A 17,815-nucleotide genomic window follows, 5' to 3' on the forward strand; every position below is an offset into this window, starting at 1 on the left:
TCGGTGGCGTTCTTCGACATCGAGGGTTACGAACCCGTGTGGCTCTCCGGACTCCAGGAGATCCGGAGAGCACACGGGGATCGCTTGCGTGCGCTGGTAGGCAAGCCCCTGCGGCATGTCCATCTGACCTGGTTCGTCGAGTACGCCGAGTGGCTCTCCGAGGCGCCCGTCGTGCTCGACTTCGGCGAGCAGCGGCTGGAGATCACGCACTGGAAGTTCGACGAGGTTTCCCTGACCTGGAACACGATCGACCCGGTCGGGAAGTCCTCATGGGACTGGGGCGATCCGGCCGAGCCCAGCCCGCTCCTGTGGCGGCAGGACGTCTTTCCGGAACTGTCCGCTTTGGAGGGTCAAGTGCTCCAGGACGTCGAACTGCTCGACTGCGTGACGCGGGACATGGCGAACGGCATGGTCGCGCTCGGTTTCGTCTTCCCGCACGGCCGGTTCACCGTGTTCAACGCACTCGACGAGAACGGCATCGAATACATCGAGCCCGATTCGTCGTACCGGAGACACTCACTGGCGGGCTGAAAACGGGATGCGCCGGTCTTCGATCTTGGTGATACTTCCCGGCATGTCCCGGATCAAGCTGGCCGAAGCGCTCGTCTCGCGCGCCGACGCGGCCAAGAAGGTGGAGGCGCTGCGCTCCCGGATCGTCGACAACGCACGGCACCAGGAGGGCGAGGAACCGTCGGAAGACGCGTCCGCCCTGCTCGTCGAAGCCGAAACCGCGCTGGACGAACTGGAATCACTGATCCAGCGGATCAACCGGACCAACGCCGCGACCCCGCTCGGGGAGGGCACGATCACCGACGCGATCGCGCGCCGCGACGTCCTCCGGCTCAGGCACGGTGTCCTGACCGCGGCCGCCGACGCCGCGGCCGGGCGCAACCAGGGCGGTTACGGCCGTCAGCTCCGTTCGGAACTCCGCTACCTCTCCGCGCTTCCGGTCGCGGAGCTGCGGTCCCGTGCGGACCGGGTCGCGGGGGAGATCCGGGCGGTCGACGTCGAGATCCAGCGCACCAACTGGGAGACCGACCTCCTGGACTGAACGTGGAAAGCAGGTAGCCCTCCGGGAAGCGGGCACAAGCCGAGGGCCGGCGGTATTCCGGCTCGCCTGGTACGCGGCGGGCAGCGTGGGGTTCGACTCCCCGATCACAACTCCGCCCAGCACGACGCACAGGTGACGGCGCAAACGGCACAGTTCATCACCACGTGCCGGTCCCGGAAGGTGAGGGCGGGTACGGGGTCTTTCCACGCATTCCCGGTGACACAGTGGTGTTCCCGACACTCTTCACCCCGCCGAAGCATGGGCGGGGCTGATCCACTCTGTGCCAAGGTGAAGAGCGGAACAATCCATGAGCCCAGGTGGTGACCCCGGATGGCACTGAAGATCGGTTACAAGGCGTCGGCCGAGCAGTTCGGCCCGCGCGACCTCGTCGAGTACTCCGTGCTCGCCGAGCAGGTCGGGCTGGACAGCGTGATGGTCAGCGACCATTTCCAGCCCTGGCGGCACCAGGGCGGGCACGCGCCGTTCTCCTTCGCGTGGATGGCGGCGGTCGGCGAGCGCACCGAGCGGGTGGTCCTCGGCACCAGCGTGCTGACCGCGACCTTCCGCTACAACCCGGCCGTCGTCGCGCAGGCGTTCGGCACGCTGGGCAGCCTGTACCCGGGCCGTGTGCTGCTCGGCGTCGGCAGCGGTGAGGCCCTCAACGAGGTCGCGGTCGCCCGCATCGAGTGGCCCGCGTTCAAGGAGCGGTTCGCGCGGCTGCGCGAGGCGATCGACCTGATGCGCAAACTGTGGTCCGAGGAGCGCGTCACGTTCGAGGGCGAGTACTTCCAGACCACCGACGCCACCGTGTACGACCGGCCCGAGGGCGGGGTGCCGATCTACATCGCGGCGGGCGGCCCGGTGATGGCGAAGTACGTCGGCAAGCAGGGTGACGGTTTCATCTGCACCAGCGGCAAGGGGATGGAGCTCTACACCGAGAAGCTGCTGCCCGCGGTCGCGGAAGGCGCGGAGCAGGCGGGCCGCAGCACCGGCGACATCGACAAGATGATCGAGATCAAGCTGTCCTACGACCCGGATCCGGCGCAGGCGCTGGAGAACACCCGGTTCTGGGCACCGCTCTCGCTGACGCCGGAGCAGAAGGCGGGTATCGAGGATCCGGCCGAAATGGAGAAGGCCGCGGACGCGCTGCCGATCGAGCAGGTCGCCCGCCGCTGGATCGTGACCTCCGACCCGGCCGACGCGGTCGAGCAGATCAAGCCGTACGTCGAGGCGGGCTTCAACCACCTCGTCTTCCACGGTCCCGGCCACGACCAGGAGCGGTTCCTGCGGTCGTTCTCCGAGCAGGTCGTCCCGGGGCTGCGCGAACTCGCCTGACCCGATGTGGCGGGCGGCACCGCGCGAGCGGTGCCGCCACCGGGTCAGGACTCGGTGACGAGCTTGCCGATCTCCTGGTCGAAGTCGAACCATTCCGGCTCGGACCCGGCGGGGACGACGTCGTAGGTGCGGTCGAGGAACTCGGCCAGTTCCTGCGCCGGTGCTTCGAGGACCGCGCAGCCGTCGGGCGCGCTGAGCGCGAAGATCACGATCGAGGTGTCGTCGGCCGAGCTGATGATCACGTCGCCCTCACCCGATGGGGTGAGGAGTCCGTCCGCGAGGAGATCACGGCCGAACATCCAGCGGACCGTCCCACCGCCCGAGTGATAGGCCACCACGACGGCGTACGGGTCCTCGGGATCGTATTCGAGATCGGCCTGCACGGGGAGCGGGTCCGCACCGAAAGTGCGCAGGCCGAAGACGATCGTCCCCCGGATGAGGTCGCTTTCCTTGTCCAACGCTTCAGCCCCTTACGTTCGGTTGCTGTTGATCTTCAGCTATTGATAACGCAATGTGAAGCCTTTTCGTGACCCGAGTTGACAAGGTTCACACGTTCGGCTGAGAGCTGCGTCTCACGCGCTCACGGACGGTCTCCGGCGGGCACGTGGGGTGAGCGGGCGGGAAATGCGATCAGCCGTGCAAAAGAAACGGATTCCGCACGTGCATATTCCGGTGAACGATAATGGCAACCGTTCGGCGGAGTGAATCGCTTTTCCCTGTTGGTTAACATCATTGTGCGTCGTTCGCGTATTCCAGGAGATCGACGTGGCTCCGTCCTGGACCCCGGCGAGCATGGTCGTTGAGGATAGGGAAAGGAGCGGTAATGGGCGTACGCATCACCGTCGCCATTCCCAGGCAGGACGCCGGGCAGCGGTACCCGGTTCACGCGCCGCGCGGCCGGGTGGTCCCGAGATCCTCGTCGGCCTCGCCGGGGGCGGTGACCGCGCCGGCGGTGCCCCGTGTCCAGGGGCGTCGACGTGATTGACCGGCTCCCGATGCGGGTCGGGCAGGCCGACATCGACCGGCTCGAGGGCGTCATCGCCGCGCTCCGGGCCCGCGACTACCGCGAAGGCGGCGGGTCCTGCCGGGAACTGCTCCAGGTGCTGGAGCCCTACGGCGCAGCCCTGCGGCGCGGGATGATGTCCGAGCCGCTGGCCCGGCGGCTGGCCGGCGTGGTCGCCGATCTGCACAACCTCAGGGGCTGGACGGAATTCGATTCCGGTCGCCCCGTGCGGGCAGAGCGGCACTTCCGGTGCGCGCTCGAACTCGCGGCGGAGGCGGGCGACGACGACCTCCTCGCCAACATCCGTTACCGGCTCGGCCGGATGTATCTGCATCACCGCTCGCCGGCGGAGGCGCTGGAGCAGTTCGCCCAGGGACAGCTCGCGGCGCGCCGCGCGGGGCGGCCGCTTTCGCAGGCGATCCTGTCGGCGAACGAGGCGTGGGCCTACGCGCTGCTCGGTGACGTCCGCCAGGCACTGGACAAGCTTTCCGTCGCGCCGGAACAATTCGCGGACTCCGCCGGCGACGCCGTCCCTTCGTGGTCCGCGTTCTTCACGGCCAACGACCTGGCCGCGATGATCGGCACGGTGCGCACCGAACTCGCCAGGCTCGTCGACGTCCGCCATTGCCGGGAGGCGATTCCCGCGCTCACCCGGGCCATCGACGGCTATGGCCCGGACATGATGCGCAGCCGGTCGCTGACGATGATCTGGCTCGCCGTCGACCACGCGCTGGAAGGCGATCTGGACCGGGCCGCGGAGGTCGGTCTCGCCGCGATGGAGATCGCGGACGGGATCCGTTCGGCGCGGACGCGAGATCGTTTGAAACCCCTGTCGGAAAGCGTACGGAAGAGAGTCGGCGATATTAATGCGCGAGATATCCTTGACCGGATCGCAACGTTTCGGGCCAGTGCCTGAGCGCCGGGGAATAGGTGGAGGAATGACCGGATCAATTTCGCCGGGCGTAGGCTCGCGGGTATGAAACGGACTTCGTTCGCGCAGTGGCCGTGTTCGATCGCGCGCACCATGGACCTGCTCGGCGACTGGTGGACGCCGCTGGTCCTGCGCGAGGCGTTCTACGGGATCCGCAGGTTCGACGAGTTCCAGCAGGAGCTCGGCATCGCGCGGAACACCCTCGCCGACCGGCTGCGCCGCCTGGTCGGGGAGGGGCTGCTGGAAAAGCGCGCCTACCAGGCCGACCCGGTCCGTTACGACTACGTCCTGACCGAGAAGGGCGCGGATTTCTACGGTGTGCTCGCCGCGATGTCGCGCTGGGGCGACCGCTGGCTCTCCGAGGAGGCCGGGCCGCCCGTCGTCCTGCATCACGACACCTGCGGGCAGGACACGCACGCGGAGGTCGTCTGCGCGCAGTGCTCCGGGCCGTTGACCGGGGAGAACACCCGCGCGCGGCTCGGGCCCGGCTATCCGCCGAAGCTCGCGGACCGGCCCGACGTGGTGCGCCGCTTCGCCGCGCAGGAGGTTTGACAACGTAAGTCCATCTACGCAACTATCGAGGTCACGAGCACGAGAGGCGGGCCGCGATGGAGTGGACGGGCGCCAAGTACGCCGACAAGCCGACGGTCGAGGTCGAGGCGTGGGTCGACGCCGCCCCGGAACGGGTCTGGTCGATCGTCTCCGACGTGCGGCTGATGCCGGAGATGAGCCAGGAGCTCCAAGCCGCGGAATGGTGTGACGGCGCGGAAGGCGCGGCCACGGTCGGCAGGCGGTTCGTCGGCCGCAGCAAGCACGACGCGCTCGGCGAATGGGAGACCACGTCGCACGTCGTCGAATGCGACGAGCCGCGCGTGTTCACCTGGGCCGTGCACGACGCCGAGACGCCCACGGCGCTGTGGCGCTTCACGCTGGAACCCGAGAACGGTGGGACGAAGCTCCGGCAATGGATGCAGCTGGGGCCGGGCCGATCGGGTCTCTCGCTGGCCATCGACCGGATGCCGGACAAAGAGGAGAAGATCGTCTTCGTCCGGCTGCGCGAGTTCGAGAAGGCGATGACCGGGACCCTCGCCGCGATCAAGGAGCGGGCCGAGGCGGACGGCGCGTGATGCGGACGGCGACCACGGTCGAGGCCTCGCGTGGCCCGCGGGAGACGCTGGATTTCGTGCTGGAGGCGGAAAAGCTCGGTCTCGACGAATGCTGGGTCGCCGAGGCGTGGGGATCCGACGCGCCGTCGGTGCTCGGCTATCTCGCGGCGCGGACGGAACGGATCCGGCTCGGCTCGGGCATCATCCAGCTCGGCACCCGGACCCCCGTGGCGATCGCGCAGGCCGCGCTGACGCTCTCGGAGCTTTCCGAGGGCCGGTTCGTGCTCGGGCTCGGTGCTTCGGGGCCACAGGTGATCGAGGGGCTCCACGGTGTCCCGTTCGCCCGGCCGCTGACGCGGATGCGGGAGACGGTCGCGATCATCCGTCAGGCGTTCGCCGGAGAGAAGATCGCGTTCTCCGGCAAGGAGTTCGAGATCCCGCTGCCGGGGGAGAGCAGGCCGATGCGGCTGTCGACGGCGCCGAATCCGGACATCCCGATCCATCTGGCCACGCTTTCGCCGAAGCTGCTGGAGCTGACCGGGGAGATCGCGGACGGCTGGCTGGGGACCAGTTTCGTGCCGGAAGGCGCGCAGGCCTACTTCTCGCATCTCGACGCCGGCCTCGCGAAGGCGGGCCGAACGAGGGCGGACCTCGAAGTCTGCCAAGGCGCCGAAGTCGCGTTCGCGAAGGACGAGGACGAACTGCGCGGGATGGTCGCCGGCCGCAAGGCCGAACTCGCGTTCAGTCTCGGCGGGATGGGTTCGGCCAAGACGAACTTCTACAACAACGCCTACAGCAGGCAGGGTTGGGCGGAGGCCGCCGCGGCGGTGCGGGAGCGCTGGCAGGCGGGCGACCGGGAAGGCGCGGCCGCGCTGGTGACCGACGAGATGGTGCTCGGTACGACGCTGATCGGCACCGAACCGATGGTGGCGCGGCGGCTGCGGGTCTGGCGGGACGCGGGTGTCGACACGGTCCGGCTGTATCCGGCGGGCGAGACGGTCGCCGAGCGGCTCACCACCCTGGGGCGCGCGCTGGACCTGGTCCGGGCGCTGGGCTGAATGCCCGCGCCGGTTGAGGTGACCGGCCGAGCGCTGCGGTCGCCGCCTGCTCCAAGCGGGTAGAACTTGTTTCACTTTTGCCGCCGGCTGGAGAACATGACCTCGCTCGATCCCCCACGCGAGGAGGATTCATGGGTCCCGATCTGTCCCGCCGTCAGGTCCTGCGCGGCACCGGGCTCGCGCTCGCTTCGGGGCTGCCGTTCGCGGGGACGGCTTCGGCCGCCTCCTCGGTGGTCGGCGAGTACGACGTCGTCGTGGTCGGGGCCGGCGCGGCGGGGATGACCGCCGCGCTGACGGCGGCCAAGCGGGGCCTCAGCTGTGTGGTGCTGGAGAAGGCGGCGAAATTCGGCGGCTCGGCCGCCCGGTCGGGGGCGGGGATCTGGATTCCGTGCAACTCGGTGCTGGCGCAGGCCGGTGTCCGAGACACCCCGGAACAGGCCGCACGGTACCTGTCCGCCGTGGTCGGACCGTCGATCCCCGCTTCGCGACAGGAAGCGTTTCTCGCCAACGGTCCGGCGATGTTGTCCTTCGTGATGGCCAACAGCCCGCTGCGGTTCCGGTGGATGGAGGGCTACAGCGACTACTACCCGGAACTGCCCGGCGGGATGCCGGACGGCCGCTCGATCGAACCCGACCAGCTGGACGGGAACATCCTCGGCGCCGAACTGGCGAACCTGAACCCGCCCTATCTCGCCACGCCCGCGGGCATGGTCGTGTTCAGCGCGGACTACAAATGGCTCGCGCTGGCCGCGGTCAACCCGAAGGGCGCCGCGGTGGCGGCCGCCTGCCTCGCCCGCGGCACGGCCGCCGCGCTCGCCGGGCAGAAACCGCTCACCATGGGGCAGTCGCTGGCCGCGGGACTGCGGGCCGGGCTGCAGCGCGCCGGTGTCCCGGTCTGGCTGAACACGCCGTTGACCGATCTCGTCATCGAGAACGGGAAAGTCACCGGGGTGACCGTCGCGGCGGGGGTGGTGAAGGCGCGGCGTGGTGTCATCGTCGGCTCCGGCGGTTTCGAGCACAACGCCGCCATGCGGGCCGAATACCAGCGCCAGCCGATCGGTACACAATGGACTGTCGGCGCGCGGTCGAACACCGGCGACGGGATCCTGGCCGGTAAACGCGCCGGAGCGGCGCTGGACCTGATGGACGACGCCTGGTGGGGTCCGGCGATCCCGCTGCCCGGCGAACCGTACTTCTGCCTCGCCGAGCGGACCCTGCCCGGCGGGCTGATGGTGGACGCGGCGGGCAAGCGGTTCGTCAACGAGGCGGCGCCGTACAGCGACGTCGTGCACACGATGTACGACCGGAATCCGACGTCGCCCACGATTCCCGCGTGGCTGGTGGTCGACCAGCACTACCGCAACCGGTATCTCTTCCGCGACGTCGCGCCGCTGCTTCCCCTGCCCGCGGAGTGGTACTCGGCGGGCGCGGTCAAGAAGGCGTGGACCGTCGAATCGCTCGGCAGCGCGATCGGTGTCCCGTCGCAGGCGTTGCGCGCCACCGTCGACCGGTTCAACGGGCAGGCACTGTCCGGTGTGGACAGTGACTTCCGCCGGGGCGCCAGCGCTTACGATCATTACTACACCGACCCGTACGTCCTGCCGAACTCGTGTCTGGCGCCGCTCTGGGAACCGCCGTTCTATGCGTTCAAGATCGTGCCGGGCGACCTCGGTACCAAGGGCGGGATGCGCACCGACGCCCGGGCGCGGGTCCTGCGGGCGGACGGTTCGGTCATCCCAGGCCTGTACGCCGCCGGGAACGCGAGTGCGGCGGTGATGGGCAACAGCTACGCGGGCGCGGGGTCGACGATCGGGCCGGCGATGACCTTCGGGTATGTCGCGGCGAACGATCTCGCGGATCAGGCTTCGAGCTGACGGGCGCGGTCCGGGAGCTTGAGCCGTGAGACGACGATGACGAGCACGAAAGCGGTGAGGGCCGCGACGGTCCGGACGACGTTGTAGGTCTCCCAGCGATCGAGGATCGCCGCGTGGTCGGCGGGTGCCGTGGTGACCGCCCAGACCTTGATCCGGCCGTTGATCGGGACGTTGCCGAAGCGGGTGACCAAGAACGACGTCACGACCAGCGCCGCGGCCACGCCTGCCAGCAGTCGCGGCCGTCCTCGGCTCAGCAGGGCGAGCGCGAGGGAGCTGATCGCCGCGAGCGCCATCGCGGTCTGCATGACGACGCCGTTCCGCTGCATCAGCGCCGTGTGGAAGGTCAACCGCACGTCGAGCGGGACGACGTCGAAGGTGGCGGCGACGTTGACCACGCCGTAGCCGAACGCCCCCGCGAGCAGTCCCGTCGACAGGAGGGTGACGCCGGGGACGAGATCCGACCTTATCTTTGACATACTGTCAAACTTAGCGGGCTGAGGTAAATCTGACAACGTGTCTGAGTTGGCTGGGGTGGGCGTCGGTGCAGGTGTCGTGAGTGGCGTTTCGGGTTCTAACCCGAAACGCCACTCACGACCAACGCGACCCAGGCGTGTGGCGAGCGGCCACTGTCGCGTTCCTGCCAGTTGTCGCGCGCGCACCCGTTAAGGTGGGGCGTTCACGTGGCATCAAGGGCTGGGGGGTCCGCCATGATCGACAAACGTGCCTATCACCACGGGGATCTCCGTCGTGCGCTCGTCCTCGCCGCACGGGAGCTCCTCGTCGAACGAGGTCCGGAGGGGGTGAGTCTGCGCGCCGCGGTCGCCAAGGTGGGTGCGTCCACCGCGGCGCCGTACCGGCATTTCCGCGACAAGGACGCGCTGCTGGTGGCGGTCGCGCTGGAAGGGCATGCCGGGTTGCAGGGGTGCCTGCGGGGGTGTGGTGCCGGGACGGTCACCGCGCTCGGGCATTCCTACCTTGGCTTCGCTCTGGAGAATCCCGCGTTGTACCGCTTGATGGCGGGTGCCGGGATCGGTGACCGTGCCGCGTATCCGGAGCTGGCGGAGGCACACCGGGTGACCTGCGCGGTGCTGGCCGATCGAGTGGGGGAGCGGAATGATCCGGACGGTTTCGCCGTCACGCTCTGGTGCCTGCTCCACGGGCTCGCCACACTGGTGATCGACGGCCACGTGGAGCGCGATTCCGCCGTGGCGGAGGCCGAGCGGAGCCTGGGGCTCCTGGTCCATTAGCCGACGCGCGCACTGTGTGGATTTTGGGGCGTTGGACGACCAGAAATCCACACGGTCCGCGCGTGGCCGGTCCGATCACGACGGGGTGTGTGGATATAGGGACAGTGAACGTCCCTATATCCACACACCTCTCACTCATGGTGACCGTCGCACTCAGCCGATCGACGGGATGAAGGTCGGCAACCGCCGGACCTTCGTGTCCTGCTCGAAGGCGTACGCGATCGCCAGCAGCGACGGTTCGCTGAACCGCCCGCCCATGATCGACAGTCCCAGCGGCAACGGCCCGGCGTACGCCATCGGAACGGTCATGTTGGCGTAGCCCGAAACGGCCGCCGGGCCGGACGAGTCGATCAGCAGCGCGCCGTCGCCGACACCGAGCTGCGTCTTCCACGCGGCGTTGTTCGTCGGCGCGACGATCGCGTCGAGTTTCGCGCCGCGCAGCGTTTCGTCGAGGCCGCGCCGGGCGGCGCTCGTCGCGGCTTCCCGCATCGCGCGGTAGGCCGGATCGTTCAGATCGCCGGTGGTGGCCTGCGAGCGGTCCCAGAGATTGTGGGTCCAGTACGGCATTTCGATCGCCGCGTTGTCCAGGTTGTACTGGATCAGCCCCGCCAGATCGGCGGGATGCTTGCCGCCGGTGGAGGCGAGGTAGGCGTTGATGTCGTGCTTGAACTCAGTCCTGATCGCGGGGAACTCGTTGGCCGCGATGACGTCCAGGTACGGGATGGTGATCTCGACCGTGGTCGCGCCGAGCTTCCGCAGCCTCGTCAACGCCTGCTCGAACGCCGCCTTCGTCGTGTCGTCCGGGGTGTACACCTCCCGCCAGACACCGATCCTCTTCCCGCGCAAAGCGTTGGGGTGCAAGAACTTCGTGTAGTCGTCGATGGACTGTTTCGCGGCGTCGACGGTGATCGGGTCGCGGCGGTCGGCGCCGTTGAGGGCCGCGAGCAGGATCGCGGCGTCCACCACGTTGCGCGCCATCGGGCCCGCGGTGTCCTGCTGCTTCGACACCGGCACGATCCCGCTGCGGCTGACGAGCCCGAGGCTCGGCTTGACGCCCACGATGCCGTTGGCGCCGGACGGGCAGCTGATCGAACCGTCCGTTTCGGTTCCGACGGCGACGGTCGCCAGGTGCGCCGCGACGGCGACCCCGGGGCCGGACGACGAGCCGCACGGGTTGCGGTCGAGGACGTAGGGGTTCGCGGTCTGGCCGGCGAGCGGGCTCCAGCCGTTCGACGAACTGGTGGAGCGGTAGCTCGACCACTCCGAAAGGTTGGCCTTGCCGAGGATGACCGCCCCGGCCTCGCGCAGGTTCTCGACCACGCCGGCGTCACGGTAGGGGCGCGACTCCAGCAGCGCGGTCGAGCCGGCGGTGGTCGGCTGCCGGTCCGCGGTGTCGATGTTGTCCTTGAGCAGCACCGGGATGCCGTCCATGGGACCCTTCGACCGGTGCCGGAGCCGCCGCACGTCACTCTCCGCGGCGAGCCGCAGCGCGTCCGGGTTCGTGGAGAGCACCGCGTGCAGCGTCGGGTTCAGCTTGCGGATCCGGTGCAGGTAGAAGGTGGTCAGCTCGACCGAAGACAGTCGTCCGGAGCGCATCGCCCGCTGCAGGTCGGGGATCGTCGCCCGCTCCAGATCGATCCCGGCCACGACGGGGCGGCCGGATCGGTCCGCGGCCCATGCCGGGACGGCCGTGGTGGCGGACGCCACGGACACCATGACGAGGAACGCCGCCAAGGCCGCGCCCCGTCTTTTCAAGGAATGTCTTGTCAAGGAATTCCCTCCTTGGTCGAAAGAATTCCTGAACAGTACGTGTGACGCCCCGTTTCGGAAGTGCCGGAAAAGTCCGGCAGGTGGTGATTTAATCGGCTCGCGAACGCCTCGCCCGGTAGGCGATCGGTCACGCAAACAGCCTGTGCTCCAAGGTTTCTGCACGGGGTGACACCGGTCGCGGACGCACCGTGAGACGATTTCCGGGATCTCGTCGGAAATATTCCGCCTGTATTCGGCCTGCCGCCCGGTGCTCGCGTTGGTCGGGGATTGTTCGGGGTTCGCCGATCATCCGGCGCGGTTCGGCCGCGAGCTTTCGGCGAGCGCGGCGCTGAAGGACCGGGCGGTGCTCGTCAGCGCGGCGACCGCGGAAACCGGGTCGCGGCGGGCGGGCAGGACGGCGGCGAGTGCCGCGCCGACCCGGCCGTCCGGGGTCCGGACGGCGACGGCGGCGCAGCCGAGCCCCTCGGCGATCGTCTCCGACTCCGCCGCGAACCCGGCCGCGCGGATCTCCAGCGCGTCGGTGTCCGGTTCGGCGAGCGCCGGGTGATGAGCGGCGAGGAGCCGCCCGGCGGCGGTCCCGGGCGGCAGCGGACTGCCCGGCCACACGGGGACGTCGTCGGCGGGGAGGACGGCCCCGGCCGCGACGAGCGCGCGACCTTCCCTCGGGACCACGAGCACCAGGCTCGCGCGCATCCGCGCCGAAAGCACGGGCAGCCATTCCTTGGCGAGGTCCCGCAGTTCGGGCTGCCAGTACCGCCCGAGCCGGAACACCCGCGAGCCGATCCGGTAGCCGCGGCCCGCCCGTTCGACCGCGCCCAGGTCGGCCAGCTGGTCCAGAAGCCGGTGCGCGGTGGTCTTCGGGAGCCCGGTGGTCCGCACGAGCTGGGCCAGCCCGGCCTGCCCGCCGTGTTCGTTGAGTGCTTCGAGCAACGCGAACGCGCCTTCGAGCACGCCGCGTCCGCCAATGGTCTCCCGCATCGCCGCCCTTTCCCGGAAACAGGCCACACCGGAGAAGTAAAGTGCGCCCCCGGCCTGCCGGGATACGAACTTCCGGGCAGCCGATGGGGCGGTGTTCCGCTGAACGGCCCCTTCGCCGACGTGACCGACACCGCGTCGCGAACCACCCTGCCGGGTCCGGCGTCCCGGCGCGTTCCTGGCATGCTGGCAAGGTTCGCGCGAACACCACAGCTCCAGGGGGACGTCGATAATGGAGGAGATCCGCCGCCTCGCCGATCGGTTCGATCTCATCGAGCCCGTCGGCGGTGGCTCCATGGGCACCGTGTGGCGGGCGCGCGACGAGAACCTGGAGCGCACGGTCGCGGTCAAGGAACTCCTTCTGCCGCACGGCGCGGGGGAGCAGAAGGCCGACGAGGCCAAGAACCGCGCCCTGCGCGAGGCCAGGATCGCCGCGCGGCTGGTGCATCCGCACGCCATCACCGTCTTCGGGGTGATCGACGAGCAGGACCGCCCGTGGATCATCATGGAGTACCTGCCCTCCACCAGCCTCGCGGAGAAGCTGCGCGAGGGGCCGATGGAGGTCGACGACGTCATCCGTCTCGGCATCCAGCTCTGCTCGGCGCTGGCGGCCGCGCACCGCGCGGGCATCGTCCACCGCGACATCAAGCCCGGCAACGTCCTGCTGGGCGACGACGACACCGTCAAGATCACCGACTTCGGGATCTCGCGGGCGATGGGCGACGTCCAGCTCACCGCGACCGGCGAGATCTCCGGGACACCCGCGTTCCTGGCGCCCGAGGTGGCCCGCGGCGAGGACGCCACGTCCGCTTCCGACGTGTTCTCGCTCGGCGCGACGCTGTACACCGCGCTCGAAGGCGGCACGCCGTACGGCACGGCGGAGAACCCGATCGCGTTGCTGTACCGCGCGTCGAGCGGCGAGATCACCCCGCCGACCAGGTCCGGGATCCTGACCCCGCTGCTGAACCGGCTTCTCGACGTCCGCCCGGACAGCAGGCCGACGATGTCCGAAACCGAGCGGGAGCTGCGCGCGCTCGCGGCGGGGGAGCCGACGACGCTCGTCGCGGAGGAGCCGCCGCCCAAGGCGCGCAAGGGAATGCTGATCGGCGTGCTCGCGGTGTTCCTCGTGCTCGCGGCGGCCGCCGCCGCGGCCGTGGTCGTGGTGCTCAACCGCGACGACGACGCCCCGATGGGGCAGGCCCCGCCGCCGGCTTCCCAGTCGCAGTCCGCGGCGCCGACCACTTCGGAGCCTGCCGCGCCGCCACCTTCGCCGTCCTCCGTGCCGCCGTCGACGCCGCCCCCGTCCTCGTCCTCGTCCTCGTCGTCCTCGGCAGCGCCGCCTCCCGCGCAGACACCGGGGCAGGCGCTCTCGGCCTACTACGCCCTCATCCCGGGGAATCTCCAGGCGGGGTTCGCGACACTGAGCGACAACTTCAAGCAGACGAGGAACCAGAGCTTCGAGCGGTATTCGAACTACTGGAGGCAATTCAGCGCGGTGACCGTGTCGAACGTGACCGAATCCGGCAACACGGTGACGGCGACGCTCACCTACGTGCGGGCCTCGGGCGGGACGACGACAGGGCGGGAGACCTTCGTCCTGGTCCAGAAGGACGGCCGGTACCTCATCGACTCGCAGCGGGCAGGTTGAGTTTCCCGGCGAGGCGCTGAAGCCAGGCCTCGACCTCCTCGGGGGAGCGGTCCGGGAGACCGAAGATCGTCTCGGTGACCCCGGCCGCTTCCAGTTCGGCCAGCTTTTCCGGATCCGGGCGGACGCCGAGCGCCGAGATCTCCGGTTCGCCGGCTCGGCCCTCTTCGCGCCAGATCTCGCGCAGCCGCCGCGCTTTGTCCTCGATGTCCGTGTCGTCGGGTGTGGTCAGCCACCCGTCGGCCGACTTCGCGATCCAGCGGAACGTCTTCTCCGTCGCGCCCGCGCCGACGATCACCGGGATATGCGCCTGGGCCGGTTTCGGCCAAGCCCAGCTCGCACCGAACGAGACGAACGCGCCCGCGTACGAGGCTTCGTCCTGCGTCCAGAGCGCGCGCATCGCTTCGAGGTACTCGCGCAGCACGGTCCGGCGTTTGCCGCCGGGGACGCCGTGATCGGCCAGTTCGTCGACGTTCCAGCCGAAGCCGACGCCGAGCGTGACCCGTCCGGCCGAGAGGTGGTCGAGGCTGGCGATGGTCTTCGCCAGCGTGATCGGATCGCTCTCGACCGGGAGGGCCACCGCCGTCGCGAGCCGGATCCGCGTGGTCACCGAGGCCGCCGTGGCCAGTGCGACCCACGGGTCCAGCGTGCGCAGGTAGCGGTCGTCGGGGAGCGACGAGTCGCCGGTGCGCGGATGCGGAGCCTCCCGTTTGACCGGGATGTGCGTGTGTTCGGGCACGTGGAAGGCGTCGAAGCCGGCGGCTTCGGCCGCCCGCGCGGCCGCCGCCGGACTGATCCCCCGGTCACTGGTGAACAGCACAATCCCGTGTCTCACAGGCGGTCACGTTATTAGAACGTGTTTCAGTTCGCAACCGTGGCGTGCAGCGTTACCGGCAGGGCGTTCAGCCGCCAGGTGCCCGGGTCCGGGATCCGCAGGAGGCCGTCGGCGAGGGCGAGATCGGGGAACCTGCGCAGCAAGGCGGTGAGTGCGACCTCGACCTGAACCCTGGCCAGTGAAGCGCCGAGGCAGAAGTGCGGCCCGTGGGCGAAGGCGAGATGCCACGCCGGCCCCGCCGCGCGGCGGATGTCGAAGACGTCCGGTTCGGGGAACGCCCTCGGGTCCCGGTTCGCCGCGGCGATCGCGACGGTAACAGGTTCTCCTTCGGGGATGAGGACGTCGCCGATCCGGACGTCCGTGGTGGCGAACCGGGGCAGGGTCAGCAGCTGCGGGCTCTGCCAGCGCATCACCTCCTCGACCGCGCCGGGCATGAGCGCCGGGTCTTCACGGAGTTCGGCCAGCTGCTCGGGGTGGGAAAGCAGGATTTCGACGGCGTTGGCGATGAGATTGCCGGGCACCTGGCCGCCCAGCGCGAGTTGCCAGACCAGGGCGACCAGTTCGGTTTCGCTGAGCCTGTCGCCGTCTTCGGCCTGGATCCTGAGCAGTTGCGAGAGGACGTCCTCGGCCGGTTCGAGCTTCCGCTTCGCGATGGCCGCGAGCGCGTCCTCGGCGATCCCGGGGACCGCTTTCGCGAGCCCCGCCCCGTCGCCGGCCGAGACCAGGGCGCCGTATTCGCGCCAGCGCGGACGGTCGGCCTCGGGGATGCCGACCAGTGCGCAGATCACGTCCACCGGCAGCGGGCGCGCGAACGCGGTGACCAGGTCGATCCGGTCTTCCCCGGCGAGTTCGTCGAGGAGGGTTTCGACGAGCCGCTCGATCCCCTCGCGGAGCGCGGCGGCCTTGCGCGGGGTGAACGCCGGGGCGACCAGCCGCCGGAGCCGGAGGTGCTCGGGGCCCTCGACCTCCTGCATCGTCCGCATGTACGGGCGGCAGTGGTCGGGGATGTCCATGCGCTGATAGGTGTTCGCGCTCAGGGCGAAACGCGGGTCGCTCAGCATCTTCCGTGCCTCTTCGTGACGCAGGACCGCCCACATCGAGAACCCCGGCGCGGAGAGTTTGGCGATCGGGGAGCGTTCGCGGACGGGGGCGTAGGCGGTGAACGGGTCGCGCAGGACCTCGGGGTCGGTCAGGAGGATCTCGGGAACGTCGGACAAGGTGGCTCTCCCAGTTCGGATGTGCAAATCAGATGTTCTCATCATCTGAATGGTCAAGGTATCTTGATCCGGGTCTGAGAGCAATCGTGCTGGCTGACGGGAGGCCGATGGTCCGGCTGAGCAGGGCGGAGACGCAGGAGCGCAATCGCGCGAAGGTGCTGGCCGCCGCGCGCGACGAGTTCGCCGAACAGGGCTTCCGGGACGCCAAGATCGACGTCATCGCCGAACGGGCGGAGCTCACCCGCGGGGCGGTCTACTCCAACTTCCCGGGGAAACGCGCGTTGTACTTCGCCGTCCTCGCCGAGCTGGCCGAACAGTCCGCCGGAGCGCCGCACGCCGTGCCCGGCGAGACGCTCGAAGGTGCGCTGGGCGCGCTGGCCAGGGCCCGGGTGGCGGCGTTTCCCCTGGACGACGACCAGGCGGGCCTGGTCCGCGACCTGATGCCGGAAGTGCTCGCGGACGAGCACGTCCGGCGGCCGTTCGCCCAGCTGGTGAAGCTCAACGGACTCCTGCTCGGGCTCGCGCTGGAGCGGCTCGACCCGCCGGAGCGGCCGGCGGGATCGCCGATCTCGCGTCGGGTCCGGCTCGCGGAGACCGTGCTGACCACGCTGCACGGCGCCGGCCAGCTCGCGGCCACCGCGCCGGGGCTGGTCGAGCCCTTCGATGTCGTGAGCGCCTGCGAGCGGCTGGCGGGGATGGCGTTCAACGACTGGTGGGCGCCGCCGGTGATCACCCCCACGGCGCAGGTCGCCGACCTGCTGTGGTCACCGCCCGGGGCCGTCGACATCGTGCGCGCCGAATCCTTCGTGCCGGGCGACGGCGTGGTCGTCGTGCTGGGCACTCACCGGCTGGCCGCCGCGGAGGAGGCCGTCCGGGCCTCGGGCCGCGACGTCACCGTCGTCGCCGTGACCAGCGATCCCGCCGAGCTCGTGCCGCTGACGCGGCTGATCGTCGCGGAAGTATGCGGCGGTCTGCGGCAGGCCTTCCCGGAATCGTCGTGGCCGGGAGTGCGCGTGGTGTGCGACGCGAACGGGACGCTGGCGGCCGCGGCGGGGGTGCTCGCGGTCAGTGACGAGACCGAGGCCGCGATCCGGGTCGAGAGGGGCCGGATCGTCGCCACCGCGGACGGGCGCGGCGCGGGATACGCCGTCTCGGGCGAAGTGTCCCGTGTGGACAGTGCCTAGACCGTGTCCGTGTGGCGGATCCGGTACACCTGCAGGCGAAGCCCGTAGTACTTGTCGGTTTCCCCGACCCAGACCATGCCGAGCCGTTTCGCGGTCGCGATGGCACGCGTGTTGTTCGGGCGGGCGACGGCGAAGAGTTCGTCCGTGTCCTGCGTGAACGCCCAGCCGATCAGCGCGCGGGCGGCCTCGGAGGCGTAGCCCTCGCCCCAGGCGTCCGGGTGCAGCTGCCAGCTGATCTCCAGGTCCTCTTCGTACGGTGGCAGCAGATGGATGCCCAGCCCGCCGACGACCTTGCCGTCTTCCTTGCGCTGCACCGCCCATCTCCCGCGCGGCGGCACGAGATTCGGCTGCGCCTGCTGCCAGGCCTGCAGAACCGAACGCATGGCCGCCTCGTCGGTCACCCGGTCCATCGCCGGGGTGAGCCAACGGGTCACGTCGGTGGTGCCGTAGATCGCCAGCGCGGCTTCGGCGTCGTCCTCGGACCAATCACGGACGACGAGCCTTTCGGTGGTCAAGTCCATAACAGAACGTTACGCGCACAGACGGGGCCATGGGGTGTCCGGATCATGACAACTCGGCAACCC

General features: G+C 69.6%; 18 protein-coding genes. 11 read left to right on the forward strand and 7 right to left on the reverse strand.

The features are described from left to right. Positions 1-3 precede the first annotated feature (3 nt). From AORI_RS56500 to fgd, 3 genes are all read left to right on the forward strand, one after another. Positions 4-531: a hypothetical protein gene (locus tag AORI_RS56500; protein WP_016333457.1), complete on the forward strand. Its 528-nt coding sequence runs from the start codon at positions 4-6 to the stop codon at positions 529-531. Between the two features lie 43 nt (positions 532-574). After that, a complete protein-coding gene (locus AORI_RS56505) occupies positions 575-1,051 on the forward strand; it encodes a DIP1984 family protein (protein WP_228688357.1) in 477 nt (158 codons plus the stop codon). A 330-nt stretch (positions 1,052-1,381) separates the two neighbouring features. After that, the gene (gene fgd, locus AORI_RS56510) at positions 1,382-2,386 is read left to right on the forward strand and encodes a glucose-6-phosphate dehydrogenase (coenzyme-F420) (protein WP_016333459.1); all 1,005 of its coding nucleotides are present in this window, start codon (positions 1,382-1,384) and stop codon (positions 2,384-2,386) included. A gap of 44 nt (positions 2,387-2,430) precedes the next feature. Here the strand turns inward: fgd and AORI_RS56515 are convergent, their stop codons facing one another. Continuing rightward, positions 2,431-2,844, reverse strand: coding sequence for an SsgA family sporulation/cell division regulator (locus AORI_RS56515; protein WP_016333460.1), 414 nt, complete (start codon positions 2,842-2,844; stop codon positions 2,431-2,433). Between the two features lie 537 nt (positions 2,845-3,381). Between AORI_RS56515 and AORI_RS56520 the strand changes: the two genes are divergently transcribed. From AORI_RS56520 to kstD, 5 genes are all read left to right on the forward strand, one after another. Beyond that, positions 3,382-4,305, forward strand: a complete 924-nt coding sequence (locus AORI_RS56520) for an NsdA family TPR-like regulatory protein (RefSeq protein ID WP_016333461.1) — start codon at positions 3,382-3,384, stop codon at positions 4,303-4,305. 60 nt (positions 4,306-4,365) lie between these two features. After that, the gene (locus AORI_RS56525; protein ID WP_016333462.1) at positions 4,366-4,872 is read left to right on the forward strand and encodes a winged helix-turn-helix transcriptional regulator; all 507 of its coding nucleotides are present in this window, start codon (positions 4,366-4,368) and stop codon (positions 4,870-4,872) included. A gap of 56 nt (positions 4,873-4,928) precedes the next feature. Then, complete coding sequence (locus tag AORI_RS56530; protein ID WP_016333463.1) at positions 4,929-5,447, forward strand: SRPBCC family protein; 519 nt, start codon at positions 4,929-4,931, stop codon at positions 5,445-5,447. Continuing rightward, a complete protein-coding gene (locus AORI_RS56535) occupies positions 5,447-6,484 on the forward strand; it encodes an LLM class flavin-dependent oxidoreductase (RefSeq protein WP_043848052.1) in 1,038 nt (345 codons plus the stop codon). Before AORI_RS56530 ends, AORI_RS56535 begins: the two co-directional genes overlap by 1 nt. Positions 6,485-6,615: 131 nt before the next feature. Next, positions 6,616-8,358, forward strand: coding sequence for a 3-oxosteroid 1-dehydrogenase (gene kstD / locus AORI_RS56540; RefSeq protein WP_016333465.1), 1,743 nt, complete (start codon positions 6,616-6,618; stop codon positions 8,356-8,358). Here the strand turns inward: kstD and AORI_RS56545 are convergent. Further along, a complete protein-coding gene (locus AORI_RS56545; RefSeq protein ID WP_016333466.1) occupies positions 8,343-8,834 on the reverse strand; it encodes an anthrone oxygenase family protein in 492 nt (163 codons plus the stop codon). The genes kstD and AORI_RS56545 overlap by 16 nt on opposite strands. Positions 8,835-9,065: 231 nt before the next feature. Between AORI_RS56545 and AORI_RS56550 the strand changes: the two genes are divergently transcribed. After that, the gene (locus AORI_RS56550; RefSeq protein WP_016333467.1) at positions 9,066-9,605 is read left to right on the forward strand and encodes a TetR/AcrR family transcriptional regulator; all 540 of its coding nucleotides are present in this window, start codon (positions 9,066-9,068) and stop codon (positions 9,603-9,605) included. A 153-nt stretch (positions 9,606-9,758) separates the two neighbouring features. Here AORI_RS56550 and AORI_RS56555 read toward each other — a convergent pair whose 3' ends face one another. Together AORI_RS56555 and AORI_RS56560 are read right to left on the reverse strand one after the other, a co-directional pair. Beyond that, positions 9,759-11,321, reverse strand: a complete 1,563-nt coding sequence (locus tag AORI_RS56555) for an amidase (RefSeq protein WP_046199946.1) — start codon at positions 11,319-11,321, stop codon at positions 9,759-9,761. Between the two features lie 339 nt (positions 11,322-11,660). Next, positions 11,661-12,353 carry an IclR family transcriptional regulator gene (locus AORI_RS56560; RefSeq protein WP_016333469.1) on the reverse strand — a complete coding sequence of 231 codons (693 nt, stop codon included), beginning with the start codon at positions 12,351-12,353 and terminating at the stop codon, positions 11,661-11,663. Between the two features lie 229 nt (positions 12,354-12,582). On the opposite strand from AORI_RS56560, the gene AORI_RS56565 reads away from it, so the two are divergent. After that, positions 12,583-13,998, forward strand: coding sequence for a serine/threonine-protein kinase (locus AORI_RS56565; protein WP_016333470.1), 1,416 nt, complete (start codon positions 12,583-12,585; stop codon positions 13,996-13,998). On the opposite strand, the gene AORI_RS56570 is transcribed toward AORI_RS56565, so the two are convergent. Continuing rightward, positions 13,973-14,830: an LLM class F420-dependent oxidoreductase gene (locus AORI_RS56570; protein WP_043848054.1), complete on the reverse strand. Its 858-nt coding sequence runs from the start codon at positions 14,828-14,830 to the stop codon at positions 13,973-13,975. The genes AORI_RS56565 and AORI_RS56570 overlap by 26 nt on opposite strands. 26 nt (positions 14,831-14,856) lie before the next feature. Beyond that, positions 14,857-16,047, reverse strand: a complete 1,191-nt coding sequence (locus AORI_RS56575; RefSeq protein WP_016333472.1) for a cytochrome P450 family protein — start codon at positions 16,045-16,047, stop codon at positions 14,857-14,859. A 107-nt stretch (positions 16,048-16,154) separates the two neighbouring features. On the opposite strand from AORI_RS56575, the gene AORI_RS56580 reads away from it, so the two are divergent. After that, positions 16,155-17,231, forward strand: a complete 1,077-nt coding sequence (locus tag AORI_RS56580) for a TetR/AcrR family transcriptional regulator (protein ID WP_016333473.1) — start codon at positions 16,155-16,157, stop codon at positions 17,229-17,231. Here the strand turns inward: AORI_RS56580 and AORI_RS56585 are convergent. Then, positions 17,228-17,752 (reverse strand): GNAT family N-acetyltransferase, encoded by a 525-nt coding sequence (locus AORI_RS56585; protein ID WP_016333474.1) that lies wholly within the window; start codon positions 17,750-17,752, stop codon positions 17,228-17,230. The genes AORI_RS56580 and AORI_RS56585 overlap by 4 nt on opposite strands. Positions 17,753-17,815: the final 63 nt, after the last annotated feature.

Source organism: Amycolatopsis keratiniphila (assembly GCF_000400635.2).
Taxonomy (GTDB): Bacteria; Actinomycetota; Actinomycetes; order Mycobacteriales; family Pseudonocardiaceae; genus Amycolatopsis; species Amycolatopsis keratiniphila.

What these genes read in the sequence shown, in the direction of transcription:
- AORI_RS56505 (WP_228688357.1), top strand. Translation starts at nt 575, where the DNA reads ATGTCCCGGATCAAGCTGGCCGAAGCGCTCGTCTCGCGCGCCGACGCG.
- fgd (WP_016333459.1), top strand. Translation starts at nt 1,382, where the DNA reads ATGGCACTGAAGATCGGTTACAAGGCGTCGGCCGAGCAGTTCGGCCCG.
- AORI_RS56520 (WP_016333461.1), top strand. Translation starts at nt 3,382, where the DNA reads ATGCGGGTCGGGCAGGCCGACATCGACCGGCTCGAGGGCGTCATCGCC.
- AORI_RS56525 (WP_016333462.1), top strand. Translation starts at nt 4,366, where the DNA reads ATGAAACGGACTTCGTTCGCGCAGTGGCCGTGTTCGATCGCGCGCACC.
- AORI_RS56530 (WP_016333463.1), top strand. Translation starts at nt 4,929, where the DNA reads ATGGAGTGGACGGGCGCCAAGTACGCCGACAAGCCGACGGTCGAGGTC.
- AORI_RS56535 (WP_043848052.1), top strand. Translation starts at nt 5,447, where the DNA reads ATGCGGACGGCGACCACGGTCGAGGCCTCGCGTGGCCCGCGGGAGACG.
- kstD (WP_016333465.1), top strand. Translation starts at nt 6,616, where the DNA reads ATGGGTCCCGATCTGTCCCGCCGTCAGGTCCTGCGCGGCACCGGGCTC.
- AORI_RS56545 (WP_016333466.1), bottom strand. Translation starts at nt 8,834, where the DNA reads ATGTCAAAGATAAGGTCGGATCTCGTCCCCGGCGTCACCCTCCTGTCG.
- AORI_RS56550 (WP_016333467.1), top strand. Translation starts at nt 9,066, where the DNA reads ATGATCGACAAACGTGCCTATCACCACGGGGATCTCCGTCGTGCGCTC.
- AORI_RS56555 (WP_046199946.1), bottom strand. Translation starts at nt 11,321, where the DNA reads ATGGTGTCCGTGGCGTCCGCCACCACGGCCGTCCCGGCATGGGCCGCG.
- AORI_RS56560 (WP_016333469.1), bottom strand. Translation starts at nt 12,353, where the DNA reads ATGCGGGAGACCATTGGCGGACGCGGCGTGCTCGAAGGCGCGTTCGCG.
- AORI_RS56565 (WP_016333470.1), top strand. Translation starts at nt 12,583, where the DNA reads ATGGAGGAGATCCGCCGCCTCGCCGATCGGTTCGATCTCATCGAGCCC.
- AORI_RS56580 (WP_016333473.1), top strand. Translation starts at nt 16,155, where the DNA reads ATGGTCCGGCTGAGCAGGGCGGAGACGCAGGAGCGCAATCGCGCGAAG.
- AORI_RS56585 (WP_016333474.1), bottom strand. Translation starts at nt 17,752, where the DNA reads ATGGACTTGACCACCGAAAGGCTCGTCGTCCGTGATTGGTCCGAGGAC.